This window comes from Martinezella lusitana, assembly GCF_014207095.1.
GTDB lineage: Bacteria > Pseudomonadota > Alphaproteobacteria > Rhizobiales > Rhizobiaceae > Rhizobium > Rhizobium lusitanum_B.
In genome coordinates, this window is record NZ_JACHBG010000002.1 from 168059 (window position 1) to 185994 (window position 17936).

The following is a 17936-nucleotide window of genomic DNA, read 5'->3' on the forward strand; positions in this document are numbered from 1 at the left end:
AAGAAGCGGCGTCCAATCATCGGACGCCGCTTTTGTTTTGGGACTATGCAGGACGTGTTCAGGCTGGGTTAGTCGCTTCGCCCGATTTCTTCCCTGTCTGCGCCTTGGCAGCTTCGCGCCGCTTGGCGGCGTCGGCATATTTCTGGGCAAGCACGGCGCAGGTCATGAGCTGGATCTGGTGGAACAGCATCAGCGGCAGCACGATGGCGCCGATGCTTTGGCCGGCGAAAATGACATTGGCCATCGGCACGCCGCTCGCCAGCGACTTCTTCGAGCCGCAGAACGTGATGGTGATCTCGTCAGCCTTGGCAAAGCCGAGGGCGCGGCTGCCGAACATGGTGATGCAGAGCACCATTGCCAGGAGCACCATGTTGGCGACGATCACCGTGACGATATCGAGCACCGAGAAGGTATGCCACAGGCCTTCAACCACGGCCTCGCTGAAGGCCGAATAGACGACCATCAGGATCGAGCCGCGATCGACTGGCATCAGGATCTTCTTCTTCGAACGGATCCAGTTGCCGATCCAGGGTTGCAGCAGCTGCCCCGCGATGAAGGGTGCCAGCAGCTGCAGCATGATCTGCCACAGGACATCCCAGGAAAAGCCGCCGCCCTGGCCGCCGACCGAAAACAGGATGCCGACGAGCAATGGTGTCAGGAACATGCCGAAAATATTCGAGGCTGAGGCCGAGCAGATCGCCGCCGGCACGTTGCCACCGGCGATGGAGGTGAAGGCGATCGAAGACTGAACCGTCGAGGGCAGCACGCTCAGGAACAGCAGGCCGGTATAGAGCGACACGGGCAGGATGCTATTTGGGACGATCTGACCCATCGCCAGTACCAGCATCGGGAAGATGCCGAAGGTCGTCAGCAGAATGACGAGGTGCAGCCGCCAATGCAGCATGCCGGCAATGACGACATCGCGCGACAGGCGCGCGCCATGCAGGAAGAACAGCAGGCCGATGGCAAAATTGGTGGCGATGCCAAAATAGTGCGCGCTCGTGCCATGCACCGGAAAGAAGGAAGCCGTCAGAACGGTGAGCACCAGCAGCATGGTGAAGGTGTCTGGAAGAAAGCGGCGCATCGTGCCAATCCCAATCGCAAGTCTTGATATTTGATCCTTGCAGATAGGCCTATCGTGATCCACGATGCAAGAAATAACAGTTATCGCAAAATGGGATAAGCATCATGCTGGACCTCACGCAACTGCAGAGCTTCGTTGCCGTCGAGCAGATGGGCAGCTTCACGCTGGCGGCGGAACGGCTCGGGCTCGGGCAATCCACAGTCAGCCAGCACATCCAGCGCTTGGAAACCGAGCTTGGCCGGAAGCTCTTGGCGCGCGACACGCATCGTGTCGTCTTGACCGGGGACGGCGAGGCGTTGCTGGGGCATGCGCGGCATATGCTGTCGATCGAAGGCGAGGTGCGGCAGCTCTTTGCGGGCAACAGCCTTCGCGGCAACCTGCGCCTCGGCGTTTCCGAGGATTTCGTCACCAGTCAGCTTCCGGATGTGCTGGAGGAATTCGTTCGCTCGCATCCCTCGGTCGATCTCGAGTTGACGGTCGCCTTGAGCGGCACTCTTTACGAAATGCAGGACAATGGCGATCTTGATCTGGTGCTCGCCAAGCGCCGGCTTGGGGATGTCAGAGGAACGCTGGTCTATCGTGAGCCCTTGGTCTGGCTGGCGCGCGATCCGGATAGAATTCGCAAACTCGCCGCGCCTTTGCCGCTGATCGCCTTTCCAACGCCGAGCGTTACGCGGGCCGTTGCGCTGGAGGCGCTGCGCCGGCAGCAGATGCCGTGGCGGATCGTCTGCACCTGCGGCAGTCTCAGCGGCCTGACGGCGGCAGCGCGCGCCGGCATGGGGGTTCTCGTGCAGCCCCGGAGCATGGCGCCTGCCGGGTTGTTAGAGATCGCGCCTGGTTGGCTGCCGGCTCTCGAAGACGTGGAGTTCGTGCTCGTGCCCCGCAAGGGCGCGGACCAACTTCTGGTTAAGGCGCTCTCGGAGGATATTCTGGCGAAGGTCAGGGGGCCGCGATCAAGCTGACGACAGTCGGTCCGTGGTGCAATGGTAAAAGCCGTTTTCGATCATGTTGCTAGGATCTGGCTGTCGTTGCCATGTATTTTGCCGGCGCACATTCAGCTCTCATGAGCTCACCTCTCTCGGCGGAAGCGATTCAGGTCGAAGTCAGCTTCCTGCGCTATCTTGGGTAGCGATGTGCGAGTTGCGCGAGGATATCCGAGCCGATGACATATGGTGCCATCTTCATTTCCGGGCTTGTTGTCTGTGTCATGGTCATGACGATGATCGTTCACCACGCACCGGCCGCCGATCGGGATGACCTGTCGAGCTTTGCAATGCTCGCCCATAGCAACTAAAACTGACACTTCAATCGTCTTTGCGGGCGCCGTCCGGCAACAAGCCGGCTCCGGCGCTCTTTTTTACTCTACCGTCAGCCGAGGCAGGCGAGGAAGTTCGCCACATCGGCTTCGGTCGTGGCAAAGCTGGTCACGAGGCGGATCAGCGTTTCATCGCTGCCGACCAGCTCAGGTTGAGATTCAGGGATCGGCCACTCATAGAATTTTGCGCCGTTATCCTCGGCTGCCTTGGCAGAGGATTTCGGTATGATCGCGAAAACCTCGTTGGAAACCGTTGGCCAGGCTAGATGAGCATTTGGAGCCTTCTCGATGCCGGCGCGCAGACGGTCTGCCATGCTGTTGGAATGGCGGGCGAGGTCGAGCCAGAGGCCGTCCTGGAAATAGCCGTCAAACTGGGCGGCAATGAAGCGCGACTTGGAGAAGAGCTGGGCGGCGCGCTTGCGGATGAAGTGCATCTCCTTTGCCTTGCCGGGGTCGAAGAAGATGATCGCCTCGGCGCACCAGCAGCCGTTCTTGGTGCCGCCAAAGGACAGGATGTCGACGCCGCGCTTCCACGTCATCTCGGCCGGGCTGGCGCCGAGAGCAACGAGAGCGTTGGCGAAGCGCGCGCCATCCATGTGCAGCGGCAGGTCGTTCGCCTTGGCGATGGAGGCGACGGCGTCGATCTCGCTGAGCGAGTAGACGGTGCCGATTTCCGTTGCCTGCGTGATGGTGATCGCGGCGGCGCGGCCATGATGCACGGCATCCTGCGGGAAGCGGGCGACCTTGGTGGCAAGCGCCTTGGGATCGATCTTGCCGAGAGCGCCGTCGACCGTTGCCAGGCGCGCGCCGCTGAAGAAGTCAGGGGCGCCGCATTCGTCTTCGGCGACATGCGCCTCGGTGTGGCAGAAGCTGATGCCTCCCGGCTTCTGGACACTGGCAAGCGACAGTGAATTGGCGGCCGTGCCGGTTGCGACGAAGAAGACGGCGACGTCACGCTCGAAGATCTCGCTGAATTTGGCTTCGACTTTCTGGTCGAGGTCGCTCGTGCCATAGGCCGATGCGAAGCCTCCCGACTCGGCGAGGAGACGTTCGGCGATCTTGGAATGGGCGCCGGCCCAATTGTCGGAGGCAAAGAACATGGAGATGCACCAGATAAAATGAGTGAGCTACGGGAGCGATAAATAGGGTCGGCGGGACATTACGCCAATGCAAAAACCTATCAAGAGCAAGAACTTGAAGAACCCATCACAGAAATTGATCTGCGCAATCAACAAATAAAATGATGCGCCGCAGCGAAACTTTATTGCTCCATTTCTGCAGCATAGGCAATCTTCCGTCTTTCCCTGTCGAATTTTTGCCGTTTTGCTCTTGCGAAGGCACAAGCTTTCTGGCATAGAGCTGATGAATTAGGACAGGGTTGCTGTCCTATTTTGGCCGCCTAGGCCGAAGATGCGTCGAAGGGTCCTGACGATGTCCGGATTTCGAGCTATAGTTACCGAGAGCATGCCCCTGAAAGCCTTTCGGGCACCGGGCAGGGCGGCGGTGGAATAGCAGGGCGCGAACGCTGACGACAGGCTCCATAGCGGAGCCATGGTTTGCGGCCGGATCTTCACAATGCAACAGAGCTGTCGCGCGTCGGCGCCGGAAACGGAACGCGCGGGACGAAGGAGCGCCCGCGAGGCGGGCCTTACCGGAGGGAAGACGATGACGAACAGGAAGACGTTCACGAGTTTTGACCAGACCGCCGCAGCCAATGCTGTCGCGACGACGGCCAAAACGTCGAAACGTGCCAATCGTTCGAAGTCGGTGGGCATCCCGCCGAAACAAGGCCTTTACGATCCGCGCAACGAACACGATGCCTGCGGCGTCGGCTTCGTCGCGCATATGAAGGGACGCAAGTCGCACCAGATCGTGCGCGACGGCCTGTTCATCCTCGAAAACCTGACACATCGCGGTGCCGTCGGCGCGGATCCGCTGATGGGCGATGGTGCCGGCATTCTCGTGCAGATCCCGGACCGTTTCTTCCGCGAGGAGATGGCAAAGCAGGGCGTCATCCTGCCGAAGGCTGGCGAGTATGGCGTCGGCCATTTCTTCCTGCCGCGCGACGAGGCGCTGATCGAGCATTTCAAGACCGCGATCAAGCAGGTCGTCGTCGAGGAAGGCCAGGTTCTGCTCGGCTTCCGCGACGTGCCTGTTGATAACTCCTCGCTGTCGAAGGCACCTGACATTGCCGCCACCGAGCCGCATCATGTGCAGGTCTTCATTGGCGCCGGCCGCGATGCCGGCACGAACGAGGAGTTCGAGCGCCGCCTCTTCACCCTGCGCAAGGTGATCTCCAACCGCATCTATGCGGAATATGAGGGCGAAGAGAGCAGCTTCTATCCTGTCTCGCTGTCGAGCTCGACCATCGTCTACAAGGGCATGTTCCTCGCCTATCAGGTGGGCGCCTATTATAAGGACCTGTCCGATCCGCGGTTCGAGACGGCGGTTGCCCTCGTGCACCAGCGTTTCTCGACCAACACCTTCCCATCTTGGAAGCTGGCGCATCCTTACCGCATGGTCGCGCATAACGGCGAAATCAACACGCTGCGCGGCAACGTCAACTGGATGGCCGCTCGTCAGGCATCGGTTTCCTCGCCGCTCTTCGGTGAGGATATCTCCAAGCTCTGGCCGATTTCCTACGAAGGACAGTCGGACACGGCCTGTTTCGACAATGCGCTCGAATTCCTCGTGCGCGGCGGATATTCCATGGCGCATGCCATGATGATGCTCATTCCGGAAGCATGGGCCGGCAACCAGCTGATGGCTGCCGAGCGCAAGGCATTCTACGAGTATCATGCCGCCCTGATGGAGCCGTGGGATGGCCCGGCGGCCGTTGCTTTCACCGACGGCAAGCAGATCGGCGCGACGCTCGACCGCAACGGCCTGCGTCCGGCCCGCTATCTCGTTACCAACGACGATCGCATCATCATGGCCTCCGAAGCCGGCGTTCTGCCGGTCGAGGAAGAGAAGATCATCCAGAAGTGGCGCCTGCAGCCGGGCAAGATGCTGCTGATCGACATGGAAAAGGGCCGCATCATCTCCGACGACGAGGTGAAGTCCGAACTGTCAAGCAAGCATCCCTATCGCAACTGGCTGAACCGCACGCAGCTGATCCTCGAAGACCTGAAACCGGTGGAACCCCGGGCGCTGCGTCGCGACGTGTCGCTGCTCGACCGACAGCAGGCCTTCGGCTACACGACCGAAGACACCAAGCTCCTGATGTCGCCGATGGCGACGACAGGGCAGGAAGCCGTCGGCTCCATGGGCACGGATACGCCGATCTCGGCCATGTCCGACAAGGCGAAGCTGCTCTACACCTACTTCAAGCAGAACTTCGCGCAGGTAACGAACCCGCCGATCGACCCGATCCGCGAAGAACTCGTCATGAGCCTCGTTTCCTTCATCGGGCCGCGTCCGAACCTGCTCGATCACACCGGCATGGCCAACGCCAAGCGCCTGGAAGTGCGCCAGCCGATCCTGACCAACGGCGATCTGGAAAAGATCCGCTCGATCGGTCACACCGAGGACCGCTTCGACACCAAAACGCTCGACTTCACCTATGATGTCGAACGTGGCGCCGAAGGCATGCCCGAGATGCTCGACCGTCTCTGTGAGCGGGCAGAAGCCGCCGTTCGCGGCGGCTACAACATCATCGTGCTCTCCGACCGTCAGGTCGGGCCGGACCGCATCGCGATCCCTGCGCTGCTGGCGACGGCTGCCGTGCACCATCACCTGATCCGCAAGGGCCTGCGCACCTCAGTCGGCATCGTTGTCGAAACCGGTGAGCCGCGCGAAGTGCATCACTTCTGCCTGCTGGCCGGCTACGGTGCGGAAGCGATCAACCCCTATCTCGCCTTCGACACGCTGCTCGACATGCATCAGCGCGGCGAGTTCCCGAAGGAAGTGGACGCAACCGAAGTCGTCTACCGCTACATCAAGGCGGTCGGCAAAGGCATCCTCAAGGTCATGTCGAAGATGGGCATCTCGACCTATCAGTCCTATTGCGGCGCGCAGATCTTCGATGCTGTGGGCTTGCAGCAGGAACTGGTCGACAAGTACTTCTTCGGCACGGCAACGATGATCGAAGGTATCGGTCTCGACACGATCGCCGAGGAAACCGTCGCGCGTCACAGCTCCGCTTTCGGCCGCGATCCGCTGCTGGCGAGCACGCTCGACATCGGTGGCGAATATGCCTTCCGTATGCGTGGCGAAAGCCATGCCTGGACGCCGGATGCGGTGGCCGCCCTCCAGCATGCCGTGCGAGGGAATGCCGAGGACCGCTATCGCGAATTCTCCGAAATGGTCAACGACTCGGCCCTTCGGATGAACACCATCCGCGGCCTCTTCAAGATCAAGGGTGCGGAAGCGCTCGGCCGCAAGCCGATTTCGGTCGATCAGGTCGAGCCGGCCGTCGATATCGTCAAGCGCTTCTCGACGGGTGCCATGTCCTTCGGCTCGATCAGCCGCGAGGCGCATACGACGCTGGCAATCGCCATGAACCGCATCGGCGGCAAGTCGAACACCGGCGAAGGCGGCGAAGAAGCGGACCGCTACATGCCGCTCGTCGACGGTTCGCCGAACCCGGAACGCTCCGCCATCAAGCAGATCGCGTCTGGCCGCTTCGGCGTGACGACCGAATATCTGGTCAATGCCGACGTGCTGCAGATCAAGGTCGCACAGGGCGCCAAGCCCGGCGAAGGCGGCCAGCTGCCTGGCCACAAGGTCGATGCGACGGTCGCCAAGACCCGGCATTCGACGCCGGGTGTCGGCCTGATCTCGCCGCCGCCGCACCACGACATCTATTCGATCGAGGATCTGGCGCAGCTGATCTTCGACCTGAAGAACGTCAACCCGACCTCGGACGTATCGGTTAAGCTCGTCTCGGAAGTCGGTGTCGGCACGGTTGCTGCCGGTGTCGCCAAGGCGCGCGCCGATCATATCACCGTCTCGGGCTATGATGGCGGCACCGGTGCTTCACCGCTGACCTCGTTGAAGCATGCAGGTTCGCCCTGGGAAATCGGCCTTGCCGAAACCCAGCAGACGCTGGTGCTGAACGGGCTGCGCTCACGCATCGCCTTGCAAGTGGACGGCGGCCTGAAGACCGGCCGCGACGTCATCATCGGCGCGCTGCTCGGTGCCGACGAATTCGGCTTTGCCACTGCGCCGCTGATCGCGGCCGGCTGCATCATGATGCGCAAGTGCCACCTGAACACCTGTCCGGTTGGCGTCGCCACCCAGGATCCGGTTCTGCGCAAGCGCTTCAAGGGCGCGCCGGAGCACGTCATCAACTACTTCTTCTTCGTGGCCGAAGAAGTGCGCGAGATCCTTGCCTCGCTTGGCGTCGCCAAGCTGGACGACATCATCGGCGCTTCCGAGCTTCTGGAAAAGGACGACATGCTCGCTCACTGGAAGGCCAGAGGCCTCGACTTCAGCCGCATCTTCCACAAGGTCGATGCGCCGAAGGCGGAAACCTACTGGACATCAGTGCAGAAGCATCCGATCGACGACGTTCTCGACCGCAAGCTGATCGAGAAGGCCGAACCGGCCCTGTCGTCCAAGACGCCGGTCGCCTTCGAAGTCGACATCAAGAACGTCGATCGCTCGGCCGGCGCCATGCTGTCGGGTGCGGTTGCCAAGCGCTACGGCCATCGCGGTTTGAAGGAAGACACGATCAACGTCACGCTCAAGGGAACTGCCGGCCAGTCATTCGGCGCGTTCCTGGCGCGGGGCGTGACCTTCAACCTCATCGGCGACGGCAACGACTATGTCGGCAAAGGCCTTTCGGGCGGCCGCATCATCATCCGTCCGCCGGAGAGCTCGAAGATCCTGGCCGAGCACTCGATCATCGTCGGCAACACCGTGCTTTACGGTGCGACCGAGGGCGAGTGCTACTTCCGCGGTGTTGCGGGTGAGCGTTTCGCGGTCAGAAACTCCGGTGCGGTCGCCATCGTCGAAGGCGTCGGCGACCACGGTTGCGAATATATGACCGGCGGCGTCGTCGTCGTGCTCGGCGAAACCGGACGCAACTTCGCCGCAGGCATGTCGGGCGGTGTTGCCTATGTGCTCGACGAGAAGGGCGATTTCGCCAGCCGCTGCAACATGGCCATGGTCGAATTGGAGCCGGTTCCCGAAGAGGACGAACTGTTGGAGAAGCTGCATCATCACGGCGGCGACATCATGCACAAGGGGCGCGTCGACGTCTCGGACGACATGACACGCCATGATGAAGAGCGTCTCTACCAGCTGATTTCGAACCATTTCCACTATACGGGCTCGACGCGGGCCAAGGAAATTCTCGATCACTGGGCCGACTACCGCCCCAAATTCCGCAAGGTCATGCCGGTCGAGTACCGTCGTGCGCTTGAGGAAATGGAGCGCAGCCGGATGAGCGTGGCGGCGGAGTAATCCGCTTGGGATCACCAAGCCAGTCGAGGATTTCGCCTCGCATTGCGGTCGCCGATCACGGCGATCGCAACTGTCGAATAGCGGAATCGGATTTGATTTAAAGTGCCGGACAGGGAAACGGGATTTACCCTCAGGCACGGGAGCCTCGGCTCCTCTTTTTGAGTGAGGAAACGATAGCATGGGCAAGGTAACAGGCTTCTTGGAGATCGACCGTCAGGTCGGCAAGTATCAGCCGGCATCGGATCGCATCCGGCATTTCCGCGAATTTACGATCCCCATGTCGGACCAGGAAGTGCAGAAACAGGCAGCGCGCTGCATGGACTGTGGCATTCCCTATTGCCACGGCCCGACCGGCTGCCCGGTGCACAACCAGATTCCGGATTGGAACGACCTCGTCTACAACAACAACTGGGAAGAGGCGATCCGCAACCTGCATTCGACCAACAACTTCCCGGAGTTCACCGGTCGCGTCTGCCCCGCACCCTGCGAGGAGGCCTGCACGCTGAACCTGGAAGATGCACCGGTCGCGATCAAGACCGTCGAGCAGGCGATTGCCGACAAGGCCTATGAGCTTGGCTTCATTCGTCCGCAGCCGGCAACGGTTCATACGGGCAAGAAGGTTGCCGTCATCGGCTCCGGCCCTGCGGGTCTGGCGGCTGCCCAGCAGCTCGGCCGCGCCGGTCATGAGGTTCATCTCTACGAGCGCGAGAGCAAGGCAGGTGGCCTGCTGCGCTATGGCATTCCAGACTTCAAGATGGAGAAGAACTTCATCGACCGCCGTGTCGAGCAGATGAAGGGCGAAGGCGTCACCTTCCATTGCGGCGTCAATGTCGGCGTCGACGTCAAGATAGAGCAGCTTCTGGCCGAGCATGATGCCGTGCTCTATTGCGGCGGCTCGGAAACCCCGCGTGAAGCCGGCATTCCCGGCGTCGAGCTGGCGGGCGTTCATGACGCCATGCCCTATCTCGTGCAGCAGAACCGCCGTGTCGGCCGTGAAAACATCGACAGCGCCGGCTGGCCAGCCGATCCGATCCTCGCAGGCGGTAAGCACATCGTCGTCGTCGGCGGTGGCGATACGGCATCCGACTGCGTCGGCACGGCATTCCGCCAGGGTGCGGTGAAGGTCACTCAGCTCGACATTCGTCCGCAGCCGCCGGAAAAGGAAGACAAGCTTGCCGTCTGGCCGTTCTGGGCAACGAAGATGCGCACCTCCTCTTCGCAGGCCGAAGGTGCTGTTCGCGAATTCCAGGTCGCGACGCTCGAATTCATCGGTGAAGACGGCGTGCTGACCGGCGTGAAGTGCTGCGAAGTCGATGAGCGCCGCAAGCCGATCGCCGGAACGGAATTCGTCATCCGCGCCGATCTTGCCTTCATCGCCATCGGTTTCCGTGGCCCCTTCACCGACAGCGTGCTCAAGGAACTCGACGGCAAGCTGACGCTGAACACCGATCGTCGCGGCTCCACCAACGTTGTTGCCAACGACAAGGATTACAAGACTTCGGTCGACAAGCTCTGGACCGCTGGCGACGTTCGCCGTGGCCAGTCGCTGGTGGTCTGGGCGATCCGCGAAGGACGCCAGGCAGCACGCGCGATCGATGAGGCCCTGATGGGTGCGACGATTCTGCCGCGCTAAGCGTCACCGATATCGTCTATCAGTCATGAGGAAGGCCGGGTTCGCGCAGAACCCGGCCTTCTGTCTTATCTGCTTGCCGCAATGTTCCAATTGTAGATGCAACGGTCGAGGCCGATGGCGATCTCCAGCACCGTGACATCATGGTCGGTCGTCGGGCCTTTCTTGGCCTGACTGCGGTAGCGCTGCGGGAAATCCGTGCGTTTGGAGATGGAGCAGACCTCCATCCATTTGTCGCCATTGTCCACCTCGATATCCATCGTGACCTTCGAGTAGGCCGGCAGGCGATCCGACGGCACGATCCTCGTCGGCAAATGGATGACCGAGGCAATCATGCGCCGAACCGGTTCCAGGCTCGCCGTATGATAGTCGTTGCCGCTGTCGGCGGTGAAGGCGCATTGAAACTCGAGCTGCCAGAATTCTTTGAGCCGCACATGCTTGCTGGGCTGGTCCTGTTCGCGGCGATAGGATTTGCCGGCCTGCCAGACGCATAGAGGCAACCGCGTCCGCGAATGATTGCCGAGAAGGTGCTGCATGTAGATGTAAGTGGACGGTGTCGTTTCAGGCCGCAACACAAGTTCGGCCTCCGTTTCGGACATTCGTTCCTGTACCCAGATGTCTGAATTGGAATAGGCGTCGGAGACGAGGTTCTTCGGCATCAGGGTAGGGGCCTCGACCCTTCGGATATCCCAGGCGGGGTTTGCGGAGCGCAGGAAGCTTGAGACTTCGTCGGAAAAGAAGCGGATGAGGTCGTCACGCAGACGGATGTCTCGCTCTTCCCAGTGAACGAGCGAGTTGACGTTATAGATATTGAGCACGTGCCATTCTCCATGGGCAACGTTGATGTTTTGGAGTGAGGGCTTTACGTCCAGCAATGGCCGGACACGCAAAGCCTCCGGTCGTCACGGCTGGACGCGGAGACCTCGGCCGGAGAAAGCGCGCAAAACCGCGGCCTGCAGGCAGGTGGGGTTACGATCGATCTGATCTGCGCGGTCGGTGCTCATGGCATTTTTCTATTGGCGCACGGCAGGATTGTCAAACGGCTTCGCCTTCAAGGCGTGGCGGTCGGCGTCGCAGGCAGCCGATAGTCATCCACACGACCTGCGGGCGCAGGAGTCATCTGGCCCTTGTCGACCAGGAGATCCCTGGGCGATACGGCTGTCGAGGCCGGTGCAGGCGCAGCACCCAGAAGCTGCGAGCCGCCATCAAGCTCGGGATCGGAAAAGCTCATCGGCGGCGTGCTGGTGATTTTCTCCGGCTCCGCACCCGGCAGACTCGCCGGCTGTGCCGGCAGCGGACTGCCGGTATCGAGGCGGGTGATATCAGGGCTTGCCTGGTTGCCCAACAGCCGCCGCGCCGGCTTTTCGACATAGAACGCGATCTTGCGCTTGCCTGCCGCCGTCATGTTGACGCCGTCGGCGGTTCTGAGGCGCACCTGCTGGCCGTTGATATCGGAACCGGTGACGATGAACTCGCCGCTCTGATTGGTAAAGCCGTCCCAGATATCGACGAACTCGCCGCCGACGGCCGCCATCTGGCTTTGGTAGAGGTGATTGAGCTTGACTGCGCTTGCCGTCAGCTGGTCCGAGCCGAAGGGTGGCAAGCCGACCCAGATCAGGGGGATATGACGGTTCGTCACCAGTTTGGCAAACTGCTGCACCCGTTCCTCGTAGGCGATAAACCAGGGATCCGTGCCGTATTTCTCGTTGAGGCCATCACCGATAATGGGCTGCCGGTCATTGGCGCCGAGCATCACCACAACCATTGCCGGCTTCAGCTGATCCATCATCCCGGTCAGCTGCTCAGGCCAGTTGTAATAGTCCTGTCGGACGAGGCCGGAGGCGACATTGCCGCGCGCCTGGATAACAATGCCGGGGGAGGTGGAGAAGGCGTCTTCCAGCCCGGTTCCAAGGCCGCTTGCCAGAAAATCGCCGACGACGAGAATCGTCTTTGCGTCTTGAAGCTTTTCCGCCGCTGGCGGCGTCTGTGGCTGGACCGCTACGGGCTGCCGCGGTGGCGGTGTCGGCCGTTTGCGCGGCTGGCTCTTTCGTTGTGGTGGCGGCTGCTCGGGTTGGTCCGGATAATCCGGTTCGCGCGTTCCGAACAGCATGTCGAACAGGTTTCTGCGCGGCCGCTCCTGCGCCTCGGCAGTAACGGAAAGGTAGCCGAACGTGATGACGGCCGTGGTCAATACCGTGAGGATAATCCTCAGGCTTGCCATGATCGCGCGGGCAGGTCTTTCTGTCATCGTCTCTTTCCGCTCACGACCCGTAGCCGCGCGAGGGCAGCTGTGCCCTCCAGCGATCCCTGTGTCCACAGATGGCGAGCTGCCTACTTGCGCAACGCGTTTAGCAGGTTCATCGAGGGCTCGCCGTCCGCATCCATGCCGATGCGCTGCTGAACCGCAGCGATCGCCGCCTTGGAGCCGGAACCGAAGTTGCCGTCGACGACGCCGTCATAATAACCGAGCTGCTTCAATCGCGTCTGCAGCTCGAATTTCTGCTGAACATTGAGCGTCCCGCTCGGGCGCGGCCAGGATTGCTGCATGCCGCCATAGCCCGCGATCTGATCGGCAAGCAGGCCGACTGCGAGCGCATAGCTGTCGGATGCGTTGTAGCGCTTGACGGTGAAGAAGTTGCCGGTCATCAGGAAGCCGGGACCATTCGGGCCACCAGGCATCTTCAGTTGAGCGCGATCGGAGGTCTGGCGGAAGCCCTTGCCGTTGGGGCGAACGAAACCGAGAGCCGCCCATTGGGCAATCGTGTGCGTCTTGCCGGCCTGGCCATGGCCGCCGGGCGGCACAACCACTTCATAGCCCCAGGTACGGCCAGTGCTCCAGCCGTTCTTGGCAAGGAGATTGGCTGTTGTCGCCAGGGCGTCGGGAATGGAGTTCCAGATATCGGCGTGACCGGTGCCATCGGCATCGACGGCGTAGAGCAGATAGCTGGTGGGGATGAACTGGGTGTGGCCCATCGCGCCGGCCCAGGAGCCATTCAGATCCTTGCGCGAGATGTCGCCCCTCTGCAGGATCTTCAGCGCGGCGATAAGCTGCTTCTTGGCGTAGCCGGCCCGCTTCGGATCGGCATAGGCAAGTGTCGCCAGCGCGCGCGGCACGTAATGCAGCCGGTCGTTCTTGGCGAGAACGGCGCCGTAGTTCGACTCCATGGACCAAATGGCCAACATGATGTTGCGATCAACGCCGAAGTGCTGCTCGAGCGTGCGCAGTGTGGACCCATATTTGACCGCCATCTTGCGGCCAATATCGACGGTATAGGGATTAACACGGGAGTCCAAGTAATCCCAGATCTGGGACTTGAATTCCGGTTGGTACTGCGCCTTTTCAAGGACCGTGGGGTCGGGGTCCGTTACACCGGCAAATGCGTTGCGGTAAGTCGACTGCGTAATGCCGCTCTTTGCGGCAGTCGTATAGAAGCCCGCAATCCATTTTTGGAACCCAGGGTCAGCATTGGCGTTAACGGGAAGGAATCCCGCGAAGGCGCCGAGCGCGAGCGCCAGAGCGAGACCACGAAAGGAGTTTTTGCGGTTTACGGTCATCTACAGCCTTGTCCATCGATTGTTGGATTTCGGTGCGGCAATGCACGTAGCATCGGCCCAAGCTTGACACTAAAGGAACGAAGTCAACAAATTCTTTACCATGGAAGTGGGGTTCAGTCATTATTTGCAAAACAGTAGCAAATTTAATCTACTGACCCTTAGATTGGCTTGGCGCCAGCGATTTAATGCCCAGGAGGTATGAGTGGGACAGCATAAGAAGGTTCGTAAGGCAGTATTTCCGGTCGCAGGACTAGGGACACGGTTCTTGCCGGCCACCAAGGCGGTGCCGAAGGAAATGCTGACCGTCGTCGATAAGCCGGTGATTCAGTATGTCGTCGACGAGGCGATGGAAGCCGGTATCGAGCATTTCGTATTCGTGACGGGCCGCAGCAAGCACGTCATCGAAGACTATTTCGACATTCAGTTCGAACTCGAGCAGACGCTGCGTCAGCGCAACAAGAATGCCGAGCTGTCGCTGCTGAACGGCCTGCTGCCGAAGGCCGGCACGGCGAGCTTCACCCGCCAGCAGGAGCCGCTCGGTCTTGGCCACGCCGTCTGGTGCGCACGCGAAATCGTCGGCGACGAGCCGTTCGCGCTGCTGCTGCCCGACATGGTCATGCGCGCGGAAAAGGGCTGCATGAAGGGTATGATCGAGCTTTACGAGCAGAGTGGCGGCAACGTCATCGCCGTTGAAGAATGCGCTCCGGATCAGACCCATAAATACGGCATCGTCGGCGTCGGCGATACGATCGGCAGTGGCTTCCGCATCACCGAGATGGTGGAAAAGCCGGCCAAGGGCACCGCCCCGTCCAACTTCTTCATCAACGGCCGCTATATTCTGCAGCCGGAAATCTTCCGCATTCTGGAAAGCCAGGAGCGGGGTGCCGGCAACGAGATCCAGTTGACCGACGGCATGCTGAAGCTGGCGCAGAGCCAGGATTTCGCCGGCTACCACTTCCAGGGCCAGACCTTCGACTGTGGTGCGAAGGACGGCTTCATCCTCGCCAACGTTGCTTTTGCATTGGCACGCGCGGATATTCGCCCGACGATCGAGGACGAGTTCAAGGCGCTGATCACTGCTTTGAAGTAAGCGACCAATTGATCGAGACCAAAAATTGAAGCCCGGTTATGCCGGGCTTTTTTCATTCTGGAGCAGATGGTTTCCGATCGGGACGATAGCGCTCTGCGAAATCGCAGTCAGCGCTTCACCGTTAAGCCGACACCGGCCTGGAGCTGGCGCGTGTCGTCGCCGGTCTTTCTGGTGGTCAGCTGATAGCCGAGGTTACCCGTCAGATCGAGATAGCGGTTGATCCCCCAGGTCAGGCCGAGGGCTGCGTCATATTCGGTCTCGTCGGCGACGCTCCCGCCCGAGGGGTAATCACGCCAGATCGTTCCACCCGTCACCTTGGCGGTGAGATTGTCGCGCAGCTGGTGGCTCACGGTGCTGGAGAGCCGGTAAGCGGTGTAGCCACCCAGGCCCGGAGTCGTCGACGGTTGAACCGTGCTCGAAAGGCCGATGCTGACATCGGTGCCGCGCTGCGGCGACCAGGCAAGACTGCCATCGATCGTCGGCGAGTCGATCGAGGCAAGGCGTGCATCGTCGAATTGCGTGTGCTGGTAGCCGAAGCCGAGTTCGCCCTTCAATTTCTCGCCGAGATCGAGCTCGACGCCGACCTTGCCGCCATAGCTCTGGTTCGATCGCGCATAGCCATTGCTGTCGCGCGTCTGGTCGTAGACTGCGGCGCCGAGGTCGGCTTCCACGAAAGGAATAATCACCGGCGAGAGTTCGTAGCCGATACGGCCGCGCCATGTGCCTGCCGTCTGGTCGCGGTCGCTGAGCGTGACCTGGGTGCCATCGGAGAGCACGGCGTCGGAATAGACCGTTCGGGTCAGCGCAACGGCGGTCGAACCGCGCAGCAGGCCGAAGTCCCGCTCCAGCGAGAGCCCGGTCGAAAACTGATTGACGGCGGATTGCTTCGAAGCGCCGACAATGGCGTTCGGGTCGTTGGTGTCTTCCCGGTAAAACTGATAGCCGGCGGTAACATGGGCGGTCGTGTTGGCGGGAAGGTCGAGCCGCAGGTCGGCATTGAGCGTAACAACGGGCCGTTCCGCAGCGGTGCCGCTGAGGTTCTTCTGCCAGACGCCTTCGCCGGTGATGGTCAAGGCGTGGCGATCCCAATCGGATGTCAGCGTGCTGCGCAGGTCCGTCTGCAGGAAAGTACGGTTGTCCTTATTGGGGCCGGTGCTGTTCCGCTCCATGTTGATCGACTGGTTGACCGAGGGGCGCAGGGTGAAGGTACCGAGTGGTATGCCCTGAGCGTCGGCGCGATCGGGTTGCGGGCGCGTCCTCAGGCCGTCGACTGTAGGCTCTCGCGAGTTGACGCGACGCAGGTCGTCATCGAGCGCGGAGCTCGTCGTAATTGGATCGAGGCGAAGACGCATGTTCGGCGGCGCGTCCGAATTCGTGCCGGTGGCCTGATTCGTGGCAGATGTCGCCTGCCCACCATTGGCGGACGCCGTCGCCGGATCGGCCGTCTGGCCGGATATCGGAGTCGGTGCGGGCAGCGAGTCGTCGAGGCTTTGATCAGGTGGGAGCGACTGGGCGCTTGCCGACATCGGCGCAGCGAGGGCAATACCCCAGCCCAGCACGGCGGATGTCGCCCATGCCGTCAGCCGGAGGGTGTTTTTTCCCGCCTTGTTCCCGCCGATGCTCATCTTGTTTATGTCTGACCTTGCTGGAAATACTGTAAATCCTTACTCAAGTGTAAAGCCGTGTGGTTAACGCTTGGTTGCCAAACGGGAGTTGCTTGGAATGAACCGGTAATATTCTGGGGTTGAGATGGCGAGTTGCCGCTGCTGATGAAGGGCGATCTTTGGTGGACAGATTTGCAGAAAAGCGTTAGGCCTCGCTCATGAACAAGAGAGCTGTCAGATTGATCGAGAACGGTGCGATCGAATCCGCCATGCGGACGATCGAGACCGAGAGACGGGGCCTCGAAGCGCTGGAACGTGCTTTGGCAAACGGTCTAGCAGGGCCTTTCAGCCGTGCGGTCGAGATCATCGGCGATATCAGCGGCCGTGTCGTCATCACCGGCGTCGGCAAAAGCGGCCATATCGGCAACAAGCTGGCCGCCAGCCTGGCCTCCACCGGCACACCCTCGTTTTTCGTCCATCCCGTCGAGGCCAATCATGGCGATCTCGGCATGATCACGCAGGATGATGTCATCATCGCCATCTCCTGGGGTGGCGAAAGCGCTGAGCTGCGCGGTATCATCAGCTATTCCCGCCGTTTTTCCATTCCGATGATCTCCATTACCGCCGGCGAGACTTCGACGCTTGCGCGCGAGTCGGATGTCGTTCTGTTGCTACCCAAGGAACAGGAGGCCTGTCCGCACGGACTGGCGCCGACCACCTCGACAATGCTGCAGCTCGCGATCGGCGATGCGCTCACCGTGGCGCTGCTTGAGGCGCGGGGCTTCACGGCCGAGGATTTCCGCACTTTCCATCCCGGCGGCAAGCTGGGCGCCAGCCTCTCTCACGTCGCCGATATCATGCACAAGGGCGACCGGGTACCGCTCGTCAAGCTCGGCACTGGTATGCCGGAAGCGGCGATGATGCTGTCGAAAATGCGTTTCGGCTGTGTCGGTGTGATCGATGAAATGGGATGCCTGTGCGGCATCGTCACCGATGGCGACATCGCACGCAATCTCGGAGCCAGCCTTGCCGAAAAGCTGGTGGATGAGGTCATGACTCCCAATCCGAAGACGGTGAAGGAGACGACGCTGGCAACGAGCGCCATGGCCGTGCTCAATCGTCACAATATCTCGGCGCTCATGGTCATCGACGATGCACGCCGGCCGATCGGCGTCGTGCATTTCCACGATCTGCTGCGGATAGGCGTGGCCTAACGCATTTTGCGCAAAGGCGTGTTGCGGCTTTCTTTT

General features: G+C 61.0%; 12 protein-coding genes. 6 read left to right on the plus strand and 6 right to left on the minus strand.

Annotated features, from left to right (window positions below; translation table 11 throughout):
• Positions 1–58 precede the first annotated feature (58 nt).
• A complete protein-coding gene (locus GGD46_RS05370) occupies positions 59–1084 on the minus strand; it encodes a bile acid:sodium symporter family protein (RefSeq protein WP_184702538.1) in 1026 nt (341 codons plus the stop codon).
• A gap of 104 nt (positions 1085–1188) precedes the next feature.
• Between GGD46_RS05370 and GGD46_RS05375 the strand changes: the two genes are divergently transcribed.
• Together GGD46_RS05375 and GGD46_RS34240 are read left to right on the plus strand one after the other, a co-directional pair.
• On the plus strand, positions 1189–2046 hold the full coding sequence (locus GGD46_RS05375) for a LysR substrate-binding domain-containing protein (RefSeq protein ID WP_184702540.1): 858 nt from the start codon (positions 1189–1191) through the stop codon (positions 2044–2046).
• Between the two features lie 200 nt (positions 2047–2246).
• Positions 2247–2378, plus strand: a complete 132-nt coding sequence (locus GGD46_RS34240; protein ID WP_281414627.1) for a hypothetical protein — start codon at positions 2247–2249, stop codon at positions 2376–2378.
• 74 nt (positions 2379–2452) lie between these two features.
• Here GGD46_RS34240 and GGD46_RS05380 read toward each other — a convergent pair whose 3' ends face one another.
• Positions 2453–3499 carry a low specificity L-threonine aldolase gene (locus GGD46_RS05380; protein WP_184702542.1) on the minus strand — a complete coding sequence of 349 codons (1047 nt, stop codon included), beginning with the start codon at positions 3497–3499 and terminating at the stop codon, positions 2453–2455.
• A 565-nt stretch (positions 3500–4064) separates the two neighbouring features.
• On the opposite strand from GGD46_RS05380, the gene gltB reads away from it, so the two are divergent.
• Together gltB and GGD46_RS05390 are read left to right on the plus strand one after the other, a co-directional pair.
• Positions 4065–8807 carry a glutamate synthase large subunit gene (gene gltB, locus GGD46_RS05385; RefSeq protein WP_184702544.1) on the plus strand — a complete coding sequence of 1581 codons (4743 nt, stop codon included), beginning with the start codon at positions 4065–4067 and terminating at the stop codon, positions 8805–8807.
• A 178-nt stretch (positions 8808–8985) separates the two neighbouring features.
• Positions 8986–10440: a glutamate synthase subunit beta gene (locus tag GGD46_RS05390; protein WP_184702546.1), complete on the plus strand. Its 1455-nt coding sequence runs from the start codon at positions 8986–8988 to the stop codon at positions 10438–10440.
• A gap of 65 nt (positions 10441–10505) precedes the next feature.
• Here the strand turns inward: GGD46_RS05390 and GGD46_RS05395 are convergent, their stop codons facing one another.
• The 3 genes from GGD46_RS05395 to GGD46_RS05405 form a co-directional block, all read right to left on the minus strand.
• Positions 10506–11255 carry an aminoacyl--tRNA ligase-related protein gene (locus tag GGD46_RS05395; RefSeq protein ID WP_184702548.1) on the minus strand — a complete coding sequence of 250 codons (750 nt, stop codon included), beginning with the start codon at positions 11253–11255 and terminating at the stop codon, positions 10506–10508.
• A gap of 233 nt (positions 11256–11488) precedes the next feature.
• A complete protein-coding gene (locus GGD46_RS05400) occupies positions 11489–12685 on the minus strand; it encodes a DUF459 domain-containing protein (RefSeq protein ID WP_184702550.1) in 1197 nt (398 codons plus the stop codon).
• An 83-nt stretch (positions 12686–12768) separates the two neighbouring features.
• Complete coding sequence (locus GGD46_RS05405) at positions 12769–13992, minus strand: lytic murein transglycosylase (protein ID WP_184702552.1); 1224 nt, start codon at positions 13990–13992, stop codon at positions 12769–12771.
• A gap of 202 nt (positions 13993–14194) precedes the next feature.
• Between GGD46_RS05405 and galU the strand changes: the two genes are divergently transcribed.
• The gene (gene galU, locus GGD46_RS05410; protein WP_184702554.1) at positions 14195–15082 is read left to right on the plus strand and encodes a UTP--glucose-1-phosphate uridylyltransferase GalU; all 888 of its coding nucleotides are present in this window, start codon (positions 14195–14197) and stop codon (positions 15080–15082) included.
• Between the two features lie 107 nt (positions 15083–15189).
• Here galU and GGD46_RS05415 read toward each other — a convergent pair whose 3' ends face one another.
• A complete protein-coding gene (locus tag GGD46_RS05415) occupies positions 15190–16707 on the minus strand; it encodes an outer membrane beta-barrel protein (protein WP_184702556.1) in 1518 nt (505 codons plus the stop codon).
• A gap of 197 nt (positions 16708–16904) precedes the next feature.
• On the opposite strand from GGD46_RS05415, the gene GGD46_RS05420 reads away from it, so the two are divergent.
• Positions 16905–17900, plus strand: coding sequence for an SIS domain-containing protein (locus tag GGD46_RS05420; RefSeq protein ID WP_184702558.1), 996 nt, complete (start codon positions 16905–16907; stop codon positions 17898–17900).
• Positions 17901–17936: the final 36 nt, after the last annotated feature.

Coding starts and splice junctions, on each gene's coding strand:
- GGD46_RS05400 (WP_184702550.1), bottom strand. CDS start 12,685: ATGACAGAAAGACCTGCCCGCGCGATCATGGCAAGCCTGAGGATTATC.
- GGD46_RS05415 (WP_184702556.1), bottom strand. CDS start 16,707: ATGAGCATCGGCGGGAACAAGGCGGGAAAAAACACCCTCCGGCTGACG.
- GGD46_RS05405 (WP_184702552.1), bottom strand. CDS start 13,992: ATGACCGTAAACCGCAAAAACTCCTTTCGTGGTCTCGCTCTGGCGCTC.
- GGD46_RS34240 (WP_281414627.1), top strand. CDS start 2,247: ATGACATATGGTGCCATCTTCATTTCCGGGCTTGTTGTCTGTGTCATG.
- GGD46_RS05390 (WP_184702546.1), top strand. CDS start 8,986: ATGGGCAAGGTAACAGGCTTCTTGGAGATCGACCGTCAGGTCGGCAAG.
- GGD46_RS05370 (WP_184702538.1), bottom strand. CDS start 1,084: ATGCGCCGCTTTCTTCCAGACACCTTCACCATGCTGCTGGTGCTCACC.
- gltB (WP_184702544.1), top strand. CDS start 4,065: ATGACGAACAGGAAGACGTTCACGAGTTTTGACCAGACCGCCGCAGCC.
- GGD46_RS05420 (WP_184702558.1), top strand. CDS start 16,905: ATGAACAAGAGAGCTGTCAGATTGATCGAGAACGGTGCGATCGAATCC.
- GGD46_RS05375 (WP_184702540.1), top strand. CDS start 1,189: ATGCTGGACCTCACGCAACTGCAGAGCTTCGTTGCCGTCGAGCAGATG.
- GGD46_RS05380 (WP_184702542.1), bottom strand. CDS start 3,499: ATGTTCTTTGCCTCCGACAATTGGGCCGGCGCCCATTCCAAGATCGCC.